This is a genomic window from Anabaena sphaerica FACHB-251 (assembly GCF_014696825.1).
Taxonomy (GTDB): domain Bacteria; phylum Cyanobacteriota; class Cyanobacteriia; order Cyanobacteriales; family Nostocaceae; genus RDYJ01.
In genome coordinates, this window is the sequence record NZ_JACJQU010000010.1 from 59,623 (window position 1) to 72,139 (window position 12,517).

Sequence of the window (12,517 nt, forward strand, 5' to 3'; positions counted from 1 at the left end):
GAAAGTAATGAACAAACAAGAATTTGATGATGATAAATCCATTTCTAGCCCAGAATACCCGATGGATTTATTGCTTAACGAAGAATGGTTGAGAAAAAGTATTCAAGCTGAGGAAGAAGTAGGGGGTGATATTGGTACTGGTTTAGATTGGGGTTCTAGTTTTGAACAACTGTTGCTGAATCCTGAATTGTTTTATCGTTTAAAAACTTTGCGGATTTCTTTAAATCGGGAAGTGCATTTGTTGCTCAAAGATTGGAATTTGGGAACTGCAACTTCTATAGCATCTGCTACTGCAAGAGAGAAGTTATTGGAAAGATTAAAATTACCTACACCTGATGTTAGAGAACATATTCAAGCTGTGTTGCAGAGAGATGAACTTTTTGGTGAGGAGTTTATTTCTAATCATCAGGTGTTACGCGAATTGCTTGGGGTAATGTTGACAGAAAACGATTGGGAAATTATTGCTTCAGTTGCGGCTGATTGTTTAAAGCAGCAAATTATAAATCAAGTTATAACTTACAAAATTTCAGCCTAGTAATAAATAAAAGTGAGGTTTTTTGATTTAAGTTAATTTTTAACTAAGAATCTGAAGTTTAGCTTCATCAAATACTAAACCACGACGGGCAAAATATTTATGAATGTTTATTTGCACAAATAAATCTTTGAGTTCTTCTGCGATTTCAGTTGGTGGATTTCCTGATAAAGCAACTGCTATTAAACGTTCTGCACTGTGAATTTCTCCACAGTCAATTGCTAGGGTTGCAGCACTACGATACAATATTGAACGGGTTGGTTCTGCTACTAAATCATCAGCTATTAATTCTGCTGCTAATTGTTCTTTTTCAAATGCTTGTCGGCATAATTGAGCAGCTAAATCTGAGTTATTTCTAAGTTTAGCAACTTGTGCCATTTCAGCTAAATCCATAGCCTGTTTATGTAACTCTTGAATCTGACTCATTTTTTTGTTAAAAAGTATTTGTCAACAGATTATGAACTTTAACGAATCAAATTAATTGTAATTCCCAGAGATAAGCTCGTCCAGACTTTATCTGCTGTTAATACAGGTAAATTCAAGCGTTTACCTAAAGCAAGACAAGCACGATCTCCTAATGATAATCCTGTACTTTTGGTTAAAGGTCGAAATTTAGCTATATTTAAGGCATCTTCCTCATTGCAAGCAATAATTTCTAGACTATTTTCTAATAATCCTTCATCTCTCAATTGTTTAATAACTTCGTCTGGAGATTCTCCTAAATCAACAATTTTTGATAATACCTCTACCCAATTAATAATACTGATATAACACCCATTAATCAAGGCATTTTCTACAATTTCCGCTCCTGGTTCATCTCTAAGATAAGCTAAAAAGGCGGAAGCATCTAACACAGATTTATTCACTTAAATACTCCTGTCTGCGTTCTTGGATGAGTTCATCTACTAAGTTTCTATCAGGTGATTTATCTTTTAATAAACCTCTTAATTTTTTAACTTGTTGTTTGAGACTGATTAATTGCAGTGTTCCATTATCTTCAAGAGTTAAAATTAATCTATCTCCAGATTCTAAATTAAGAATTTGTTGGATTTCTTGGGGTAAAGTTAAACGCCCTTCTGCTTCAATATCAAGTGTATAGTGTTGAGGAATTGATGGATTAGCAAGTGTCATAATTTGATATTTTTTTGTTTTCTACATAGTTCTAGTTTAGCAAAACTCTAAAATTTAAAAAATAAATCTCAGCTTTTGTTTCTGTCTACACTTCCGCATTTACTCTGTGTAAGAGTAGCGATTCCATACCAGAAATAATCAAAAATAGCCAAGTGGACAAAAAAGAAATAGCCAAAAGGTCAATGCCATCAAAGACAAAGCCCTGTTACCTTACCAACTAAGGCAACCAGCGTCATCGTCACTATGGCTACCAAAACACCAACCAAACCAAAGCGAAAACAAACACAAACTCGCTCCTGGGAAAACCTGACAGACCGCCGCAAACTTCGCCATATAGAAAACACACTCGATAAAGCCATTGCACAATCACTAGAAAATGGTTCTATTCAATCCCATGAAGACTTTAAAGCCTGTGTAGAAAATTACAGCAAAGAATCAGGCAAAGCACCCATTACCGTAGAACTCTGCGTAGGAGGAGATGATGATGAAGAAATTAGAGGCTATCGCTTCTACCTTACCAGTGACCCCAGTCACAGAACCAGCGGTAAATACCTGCTCAAAAACCTAGAAGGAATCACCGACAAAGACGAAAACTACTTCACCCCTTCCAACATTGCTGAAATCTGCGGCTTTGCAGAAACAGAACTGGATGATTTAGATGATGAATTAGATGATGATTTACTCGATTTAGATGAGGAAAACGAAGAAATAGATGAAATTGACGACGAACTAGACGACCTATTAAACGACGATTTCAACAATGAACTAGACGACCTAGATAACTTAGACGAAGAAGACGAATTACCTCAGAGTCGTGTTAGTGTAGCCGCAACTAAAAATCAAACCAAAACCTCAACCAAGAACCAAAATAAATCCCCATCTAAAACACAAACTAAAACTCAAGATAAAACACCAAATAATAAAACTACCACCAAAAAATCTAAATCCAGAGAACCACTAGATGAAGCTTCTCGTTTAAGTGCCACAGCAGCCACAAATGGAAGAGAAATAAATGGTGTAAACTTAGCAGGATTAACAGGTCAACTAGCAACTTTAGGAATAGCTGTAGGACAAGGAGTTTTAGAACAACTTGCAGCCGAAGCTGATGAAAAACGACTGGCACGAATTCTTAAACAACTACAAAAACAGAATGACCGAGTAGATAACCTCACCAGTCGCTTACAGGAAATAAACCCAGAATCATCAGAATTTCTAAATCCTTCAAATCCTGCAAAATCTTCAACTACTCCCAACTTTTCAAATACTTCAAACTCTGTAAATATTTCAAAACCTGAAAATTTACCAGATTCAACATTTGAAGCATCCACAGAAAATAATCCACTGGCAGTAGCCACCATGAAAATTGGTTCTAAAGTAGATAAATTAGGTTCAACTATAGACCCTAATTATCAAACTCAACCCTTTGAATTAGATAAAAATGCCAGCATCATTGAACAATTTCAACAAATCGAAGATTACCTGCAAAATATTTCTCAACGACTTGACCGTTTAGAAAAGATAGTTGACCGACTGGAAAAACAAATAGCAGCACAACAAAATAGTTCTGTAACTGAATCAAAAACTACTGATGAAACTGTTCAAGCTAACTCCAAGAACCAACCAGAAACCGACGTTTTAGGACATTTGACAAAACGCCAAACCAAGCAACAAAAAATAGCTTGTGCTGATGCTTTAGTGGGATTTGCTGATGTTGCCAATGAATTATTTAACCAATCTCCTGAAAATGGTATTGCTATTTCCAGCAACAAAATTTTAACAGTAAAACAACAGGGTAAACAAACATCACAAACAGGGATATCTGGGGACGTAGCCATTGCATTAGAAAATACCCAAGGTGAAACACTGTTTGCGGGTACTTGCACTGATGGACAGTGGAAAATTACACAAGATAATCTCACCTCTGATGAAAAAATCGGTATCTGCAAACTACCACAATCAAAATCAGAATACGCCCTCAAAGCTACCGCCCAAGCATTAGTGCAAAAGTTTCAAAAACAACTACCTGACAAATTTAATGGTGATGAAGAACCGACATTTACCTGGGCTGAAAATGGTAAACCCAAGTACGATTTTGAAATAGTAAAACTATCTAATGGTACACAACTACTTCAAGGATTTAACCCCAACCGTGATAACGAACAAGTGCTGGATGCAGCTTTAGTACCAGGAGAACCCCCAGAAATTAAACAATGTAATATCCCACTTAGAGAAATGGAAGCATTACTAGATAATCAACAATCAACTCGTTCTAGTCAAGCTGATAGAAATAGACAGCAGAAAAAAACAACTAAAAAACAAGAAAGACAAACTAAAAAATCAGAAATGCAAGTTTAATTGTAAGGAGTCAGAAGTCAGAATATTTGTTTGTAACAGTAATCTACAGCAGTAAGTTGTTTTCTCAACAACCAATAACGGAATTTTATGTTTTCAATTTTGGATTAAAGATGAAAAATTCAAAAGTTTAAAAATGTGACAAGTCACAAAATAGAATCAATCGGGTAATAAATCTAAAATCCAACACTAAAATTCATTGACAGTTCCCCCTGACTTTCGGCACGGGTTCAATCTAAAATCTAACTAAAATCCAAAATAGTTTGATTTGAAAACTCTCATTCATTCTGAATTTTGAATCCTGAATCGTTACGTTTAATTTTACAGATGTGTTTTTTGGTTCACTTCAATAACTGCTGACACCGTGCATTGTACCAAAAACCCAAATTTTCCAAACCAGTTGAATTTAAAACATTTGATAAACACTTGAATTTAACAGAGGCACGAAAAATGAATAACACACAATCTCGCAATTCTCAGTTTAACTTACTACCATTTACCAACTCATTTAGAAACATGAAAAACCAGAAAATAAACCGCACTGATTTATCATTCATCTTCATATCTCTAGCAACAGCAATTTATTTATTAGCAACAAAACCCATATTTGTAACCATTTTGGGATGTGCCAGCATTGTTTTCTTGAGTATTGGTTATGTAATTCGCACAGTACCAATTTTAGAAAAATATTTAGGTAAAAAAATTCGCTTTTGGCATCTTGTGACTGCAATTATCACAATAACCGCTTTACTTGATACCCTAACAACTCCCACCTATGCCATTTTTCTAAGCGGATTAGAAAACTTCTTTGTGACACTTGCCCAACAAAGTTCACAAGCTGGAGGAGGAGGTACAGCTACACTTGATGCTAACGTTGTTGGCTTAACATTTAACCTAATTCGGGGTGCATTTTTATTACTTGTTGCTGCTGCTTCTTTATTTGCCTATAACCAAGCACAACAAGGAAATGATTGGCGACCAATTGTAACTCAAGTAGGGTTAGCTTTTGCAATTGTCATTGCCATAGATGTTATCACTTTTATATTTATTGGCAATGGTACTGGTACAGGAGGAGGCGTTTAAATTTACAAGTCAAAAAATTACTCAATTCCACAATAGATATTTACAGACTGGCATTTATCCTTGTTTTTTCAATAAGATTTCTGATTGTTGATGGCTGAATACTTACAGCAGATTTCAACTAAATGAGGCACGGGTTATTCTCAGGGGGAATGGGATTCGCTTTTATCTGTGTACCTCATAAACCTGAAAAACGCTGTATTAAGAATGAACAATTGATAATTACTAATTATTCATTATGAATTATCAATTGATAATCGAAATAATCGGGTATAACCCCTTTAATTTAAAAGTGAAAAGTCTTTGAATCAGGATAAAAAATCCCCATTACAATAACGCCCTCTTGCCCTCTGCCTCCTGCCTTCGTTAACAGTTATGAAAAACAATCCACATAACGAATTTATCAAAGTTAATCGGATTCTAGGTAAACAAGCCAGCATTGGACCAATACCAGCAGAACAACTTGCTCCCTGGATTGCCATTATCATAATTTCTTATACCATCACCAATGGTTTCCTCAATTTAGGAATAGGTTGGTTTTTTCTCACATCATTCTGGCTAATTATTAGTTGGTGGATTTTAACCGGCAACCAACCCCATCAATTCCTAGACAGATGGCGTAAACCACCCGGAAATGAATGGTACAACGCCAACAATATTTACATTTCACCCATACCAGAAAACCGTCCTCCTTGGATACGTCATCGCTACAGTGATTCACAAATTAACATCCGAAATAAACCCCTAATTGTACCAAATCAATATGGAGGTAAAAACAGATTTATGCCCTTTCAAAATGAAGTAAATATCTGTTGTATTGCAGAAATTAAAAAAGATGACCGTGAAGTTGCAGCTTTATTATTAGAACAAGGAAAATCACAATATCAACTCATATTTGGTTTTCAAATTGCTGGACTACACGACATATTGCATGAAAGTGAAATCAACGAATTTGCCCATGCTATTACCGAAGGAATGAAAGAGATACCACCAGCAGAACGCATAACTTTTTGTACAGGCTGTTACAGTGATAATACTCAACGGCAAACCCAACTCAATGTTTTAGCAGATGACTGTCACCTCAAACCCATATCTGTTCTCATTCGTAACGAACAACTGCGAGTAGAAGAATTGAAAAACGCAGGTACACGCCAAAAGTGGCAGCAAATAGCCTTTTGTACCTGGACAAGTGATCAACAAGGTAATTCCCAACAAAAAGATTTTGTCAGTAGTATCATTGAAAAATGCCGCAATCTCGGTTCTTGGGTAGTAGAATCAATCACAGGCAACAAACGAATATACCAAGAAACATTCTTTAAAAAGCTATTACTGCAAGGCTTTCAACAAGGATTTATTCAATGGGAAGTATTACTAAATACCAAAATAGGCTTAGAAATCACACCTTGTAGTGCAGCAGATTTATGGCAATGGTTGTGGAACAGATTTAACGCAGGTATTGCACCTCCCATTCCCCAGATTATCACCTTAGAAGAAACAGCCACAGCAATACAACTCACAGAAACCTTAACCACAAACAAACATATCTGCACACTACTGATTGAAGGTACACAAGGGCGTTCCGCTTGTCCAGAACATCGTGGAGATTATGATCGAGTTTATCTCACAGGCAAGGGTCAAGTCTGCGGTGTAATGACAATGACAGACCCGCCACTAGGTTGGACAAATGCTCAAGAACAACTCAAGTGGATGTGGAAAATACTGTCTTCCAGCTATGTCCATGATACAGAAGCATGGATAGAAATTAGCCGTGGCAATGACTTTTTCATTCAAGATAACCTTGCCCGTCAAGCCAAGCAATCTAAAACAGCCCGCACCATAGCCATAACCAAAGGCCAGGGACGTGACATAGGTGCAGAAATCAAGCAAGAAGAATCATTTGAGGCACAGCGTCGGTTGTATGAAGGTACAAAAGCCTTACATTGTGCGCCTGTTTTCCTGGTATACCGTAATAACACAGAGGAACTAACTCATGCTTGCAATCTACTGGCTAACAGTTTTGAAACCGCCAAGGTACTGCGTGAACGTAATATTGCTTGGGAAATATGGTTACAAACATTACCTATCACCTGCAAACGCTTATTACATGATGGTAATTTAAGCGAGCGACGGTTAACACTTGATACACAAACAATTGCCGGATTGATACCTCTAACCGTACCCAAAGATATTGATAAACAGGGTGTAGAGTTTTTAACCAGTCGTGGTGGTAAACCTATCTACATAGATTTGTTTCATCAACAAATAGGACGTGCTTTAATTACAGGTACTTCTGGTTCAGGAAAGAGTGTTTTGGGGTGGCGGTTTGCCCAAGAAGCCTTAGCTAACAATATTCCTGTAGTGGGAATGGATATTTCCGCCGGAGGTAACAGCACTTTTAAAACAGCAATTGAATTACTGGGAGAACAGGGTGCATATTATGACATTGCCAGTGGCAGTAGTAATTTACTAGAACCGCCAGATTTGCGTCGGTTTGATAAAGTAGAACGGGAACGAAGAATGGAATCTTGGAAGGATTTTATACGTAAAGCTTTAGTGGCGATCGCTATGGGTAAAGTTGAAAATCCTCACCTATCCCAAAGAGTTGATGCTTTGCTTGTTAAAGCTTTGGATGTGTTTCTCAAAGACCCGGATATCATTGCTCGTTATAACCGTGCATTTGAGAATGGTTGGCGTTCTTCAGAATGGCAGGAAATACCCACATTACCAGATTTTGTTAAGTTTTGTACGCGAGAACGTCTAAATCTGCGTTCATTTGAAGAGATTGACCGGCAAGCACTCAACCAAATCCAAAATCAGGTCAGTGCGTTACTAGCATCGAGGTTAGGAAAAGCGATCGCACGTCCGAGTACATTTTCCCCTGAACCAGTGATTAAATTCTTTGCTTTGAGTGGGTTAAGTAACGAACAAGATGCGTACTTGATGGCGATTAATGCTCATACTGCTTGCATTCGTAACGCTTTATCCCATCCCAAGAGTTTGTTTATTGGTGATGAACTTTCAGTATTGTTGCGTAAAGATGGGTTTGCTCAAGTGATTGGTGAAACTTGTGCTACAGGACGTAAGGAAGGTATTGCAGTTTTACTACTATCCCAAGATCCAGATACGATCTGCGAATGTGCAACCGGCGCTCAAATCATGCAAAACATGACTTATCGAATTACTGGACGCATTACCAGCACTGGAGTTGCTTCTTTTGAGCGTTATCTGGGTTATCCTGTCCATATCATTAGTCAGAATGCCACGGAAGCGTTTTTACCACGGATCAGTGACCTTTATTCGTGCTGGTTAGTAGAAACAGGTGGTAGATTTTGGCGTACTCGTTTTTACCCTGGGGAAATGATGTTGGCTAGTGTTGCTAATAACCAAGATGAACGCGAAGCACGGTCACGGGTAATGGCACAGTATCCAAATACTCCTAAAGGTAGGTTGTTAGGACTCAGAGCTTTTACGGATGCTTACATTTGTGCTTTGAAGGAAAACAAAGGTTTTCAACATATTGGACAAGAGGGATCTATGGTGAATACATTGCATTCTCGATTTAATTCTGGTGAACAGGTTGAAAATCGTTCTTTAATTGCTAGTTAATACTTACATCAGATTTTTTGAATCATAACGTGACCCTAAGTTTTCAATAAATAAAATCCTGAACAATTCAATTAGGTTTAGGTGTTTTAAATCTAAAACCTAAAATTCAAAAAAGTGTTAGCTAAAGGATTTTTGACTATGAAACTAAAAATAAAATTCTGGACAGTTAGGTTTAGGCGTTTTCAATCTAAAATCCAAAATCCAAAATCTAAAAATCAAAAAAGTGTTAGCTAAAGGAATTTTGATTATGAAACTGAAAATGATGTCAATTCAATTCATTACCATGATTTTAGTTTTGGGTATTAACTCAGTTAATAAACCAGCCTTAGCTGCTACGCAACCTAACAACACATCAAACAACAATGCAGTTAACGGCAATAGTATTTTGGTGGAAAATACTGAAAATCAAATTAATAACTTCATTGGAGATGTAACAAACTTTGTCCAACAAGACTTATTCAGTCCCATAACCGATTTGATTAACTCAACAATTGGCGCATTCCAAATTCCTGATATTTCTCAATTGTGGAATCAGATTTTAGGTGGTTCAGCAAATCAAAGTCCAGGAGCTATATTGTCGGAAATTTTGGAAAATAAAACCAATGGTCAAAGTTCTTATGGTATTCGAGAAGATATAGGCAAGAATACTACTAGAAATGTTGTGAATGAAATTGTTAATCAAACAACTTTAGGAGAAACAGCCCAAACTCAAATGGCTCAAATTAAAGAGGCTACTCGACAAGACACTCAAACAATTATTAACTTAGGAGAAGAGTCTCAAAATTTGGATGTCACCCAACAGATTTTACAAAACTTGTCTCAACAAACAGCACTCAATGGTCAAATCAATGAACGAATATTTCAAGAGGCACAACAAGCAAGAATTGATAGAGCATTAAACAATACTTTGATTACTCAAACAGCTAAAGAACTTGCAGCTATTAACACTGCTGATAGAAGAAAAAGTATTGCTGCTGGTAATGCTATGTCTCAACAAGCAGGTTTATTAATGATGCCTGGTGGCGTGACTTTGGGTAACGAGCAATAGGTGGAATTTAACAATTGTCCTTATCAATTGATAGTTGATAATTGACAATTGTTTAATTTAAGGGTTAAGCCGTCAGCTATCGGTTTCCGTCAGCAAGAAAGAAGAAAAACATCAATACCTCACCTGTAACTTTCTCTCATTAACACTTGTGGGATTTGACAACATTCTGCTCATTTTATGAAAAATCTATCTAATAGCAGCTAAAAGCTGATTACTACTGATAGCTGAATACTTACAAAACCTCTCCTTTCAAGCAGAAGAAATTATATTTCTAATCTTCTCATTTACAAGGAGATTTAATTGTCAATTGTCAATTGTTGAACAGCTAAAGTTTTGAAAAGTATGATGTACCTAATTGCTCAATCATTCCCTGTGACTGGTGGAGAAACTCAAGCATTAGATATTGTCTCCAGTGCTTTAGAACTATCTCGTGCCACCGTTAAATCGTGGAATTTAGTTTGGCAAGTTACCCTAGACCCCTCATCTCTTTTATGGTACGGCTTGGTTAAATTAGGTATCACCTTGGGAGCAGCTAGTATTTTGTTTGTTGCACTGACGACTGGCAAAGAAATTATTGAGAAACAATCTTGGTCGGAATTAGCAGCTATTTTTGTTTGGCCACTGATAATTATGATATTTCTTGGTGGTAACGGTAATTTTCTAGCTAAAACCATTATTTTCATCCGAGGCTTTGCTTATAATCAAGTGCAAAATGTGTTGAGAATTCAAGTTAGTGAATTAACATTTAAGTCTGCAATTGCTAATATAACTATTAGCAGTATTGCTAGACAACAGCTAGAAAATCTTTACAGTGAATGTCAGGGACAAGTTGGAGAAGAGTTAATTGAATGCTGGGATTCAAAACGAGAACAAGCCCAAGCTATTATTACCGCAGCTGAAGAGAAAGCTAAATCTCCACTTCAACCATTGCGAGATTTTGGTAGTTTTCTCTGGAGTAGAACTTTACCTGGTCAAATTGGTACTGCTGTTCAATTTGTCAATGACCCAGGTAGTGTGTTTCGAGATACGGCTATTCCCATTATTCGCTTAATTCTTTATGCTCTGCAATGGGGATTTGTCAACATTTTAGAAGCAGCATTATTACTAACTGCTTTATTTGCACCAATAGCAGTAGGTTTATCACTTTTACCATTACAAGGTCGTCCTATTTGGGCTTGGTTAACTGGGTTTATTTCTCTGTTTGGAGTTCAACTGGGATATAACATTTTAGTCGGTTTAACAGCTGTTGTCTTAGTTAAATCAGGTGCAGCATTAGCATCTGATGTGGCTTTCATGTTTTTCTTGAGTATCTTTTCTCCAATTTTGGCAGTATTGATAGCTGGAGGTGGAGGAATGGCAATTTATAACGGTATTTCTGCCAACATTAAAGGCTTAATTGATGTCTTTAGCAGTGCTATTGGTACTGCAACTAGCGTTGCTTTGCTTCGCAGGAGTTAATACTAATTACTTGGAAGGCATAATTTTTTAGTTGTATTTAGCTGTAATTAGCAGGAGAATATAATGAGAAAGAATCATCAATTGATAATTAACAATTGTTTACAGCACTTTGCTCAACTGTTTGGTATAAAACGAAATCGCATAACCCCTGCTGCATAAACATTTTGGACATTTAAGTGTGGCACTTTAACAAGAAAAATGCTGTAATTCCAAAAGTGTTGAATCTTGCAACAAAAGTTTACAATCTTTGTATTTTAGTATTTTACCCAGCAATTAAACTGAGATAGCTATGCAAATCAAACGACTGCAATCACCACTATTACCAGAATCCAAAAATTTATTAGCTATTTGTTTCTTGTGTTTAACAGCATTTAATGGTTTGATTCTCTTATTAACGCTATTTACTGCTTTTAGAGTCAATAAAATTGCTGAACGCAAAACTACCTTTGCTCAGTTAGTAAATGGTCAAACTATCTATATATCGGAACAAGAACGCAATTGGCGTTATCCAGCAGTAATTCAAAAAGTTGTTAGTGATTGGACAATGCTAACATTTAATTGGGATAATAAATTGGTAGGAACTGAAGAAACAGATCCGGGTATTCAAGTTGGTAAAAAACGCATTCCTACTAATACTTGGTTTGCTTCTTTACTATTAGAACCAAAATTTGCTCAAGCTTCTTTACCAAAAATTGCTGAATTAGTTCCAACGAGTGTTTTTACAGGTCAGCTTCGTAGTACAACAATTATTTCCTATTTATCAGAACCAAGAGCAATTAGATTAGGGGAATGGGAAATTGATATGATTGCTACTCGTATTTTAGTTGACCGTTCTACTGGTAGAGATGAACGTATTCCTTTTAATAGGACATTTACCGTTCAAGCAGTAGAAATTCCCCGTTCTCCACTCGGAAAAGATGCTTCTTTAATAGAACAGAAAATTTATGAAATGCGTTCATCAGGGTTACAAATTACTAAAATGGTTGAGTTTAATACTCAGCAACGTCGTTAAAAAATAAGCAATCAGCTATCAGCTAATAACAAGAATAATAAATATAGAAATAATATTTGATTTTTGATAGCTTGATTGGCATAACCATACAAACCCGGATTTCTCACCAAAATTCTCAAAACTTTATAAAATCTAGATTCTGGATTTTCACACTGCTACAGAAATCATCCCATGAAAAACCCATGAAACTATTTCTTTGTAAGGGTTTGAAAGACTACGATTACATTGTTTATGAGAAATGCAGGACAAAACCTCCGTACACCTAAATCATCTAAAACATTTTTACCTGCTGCCTCTT

The 12,517-nt window shown here is 36.4% G+C and carries 10 protein-coding genes; 7 read left to right on the forward strand and 3 right to left on the reverse strand.

Going from position 1 to position 12,517, the window contains the following annotated elements; genetic code table 11:
• Window positions 1-7 precede the first annotated feature (7 nt).
• A complete protein-coding gene (locus H6G06_RS16755) occupies window positions 8-535 on the forward strand; it encodes a hypothetical protein (protein WP_190562121.1) in 528 nt (175 codons plus the stop codon).
• A gap of 39 nt (window positions 536-574) precedes the next feature.
• Here H6G06_RS16755 and H6G06_RS16760 read toward each other — a convergent pair whose 3' ends face one another.
• Genes H6G06_RS16760 through H6G06_RS16770 form a run of 3 tightly spaced genes read right to left on the reverse strand, consistent with a single transcriptional unit; the run spans window position 575 to window position 1,663 of the window.
• The gene (locus tag H6G06_RS16760) at window positions 575-958 is read right to left on the reverse strand and encodes a hypothetical protein (RefSeq protein WP_190562123.1); all 384 of its coding nucleotides are present in this window, start codon (window positions 956-958) and stop codon (window positions 575-577) included.
• A gap of 38 nt (window positions 959-996) precedes the next feature.
• Window positions 997-1,398, reverse strand: coding sequence for a PIN domain-containing protein (locus tag H6G06_RS16765; RefSeq protein ID WP_190562125.1), 402 nt, complete (start codon window positions 1,396-1,398; stop codon window positions 997-999).
• Window positions 1,391-1,663 carry an AbrB/MazE/SpoVT family DNA-binding domain-containing protein gene (locus H6G06_RS16770; protein WP_190562127.1) on the reverse strand — a complete coding sequence of 91 codons (273 nt, stop codon included), beginning with the start codon at window positions 1,661-1,663 and terminating at the stop codon, window positions 1,391-1,393. The genes H6G06_RS16765 and H6G06_RS16770 overlap by 8 nt, the downstream gene beginning before the upstream one ends.
• Window positions 1,664-1,906: 243 nt before the next feature.
• Between H6G06_RS16770 and H6G06_RS16775 the strand changes: the two genes are divergently transcribed.
• From H6G06_RS16775 to H6G06_RS16800, 6 genes are all read left to right on the forward strand, one after another.
• Window positions 1,907-4,018, forward strand: coding sequence for a hypothetical protein (locus H6G06_RS16775; RefSeq protein ID WP_190562129.1), 2,112 nt, complete (start codon window positions 1,907-1,909; stop codon window positions 4,016-4,018).
• Between the two features lie 447 nt (window positions 4,019-4,465).
• Window positions 4,466-5,098: a hypothetical protein gene (locus H6G06_RS16780; RefSeq protein ID WP_190562131.1), complete on the forward strand. Its 633-nt coding sequence runs from the start codon at window positions 4,466-4,468 to the stop codon at window positions 5,096-5,098.
• Between the two features lie 372 nt (window positions 5,099-5,470).
• The gene (locus H6G06_RS16785; RefSeq protein WP_190562132.1) at window positions 5,471-8,701 is read left to right on the forward strand and encodes a hypothetical protein; all 3,231 of its coding nucleotides are present in this window, start codon (window positions 5,471-5,473) and stop codon (window positions 8,699-8,701) included.
• Window positions 8,702-8,948: 247 nt separating this feature from the next.
• Window positions 8,949-9,749 (forward strand): hypothetical protein, encoded by an 801-nt coding sequence (locus tag H6G06_RS16790; RefSeq protein ID WP_190562134.1) that lies wholly within the window; start codon window positions 8,949-8,951, stop codon window positions 9,747-9,749.
• Window positions 9,750-10,091: 342 nt separating this feature from the next.
• Window positions 10,092-11,207, forward strand: coding sequence for a hypothetical protein (locus H6G06_RS16795; protein WP_190562136.1), 1,116 nt, complete (start codon window positions 10,092-10,094; stop codon window positions 11,205-11,207).
• 289 nt (window positions 11,208-11,496) lie between these two features.
• A complete protein-coding gene (locus H6G06_RS16800; RefSeq protein ID WP_190562138.1) occupies window positions 11,497-12,219 on the forward strand; it encodes a hypothetical protein in 723 nt (240 codons plus the stop codon).
• Window positions 12,220-12,517 lie beyond the last annotated feature (298 nt).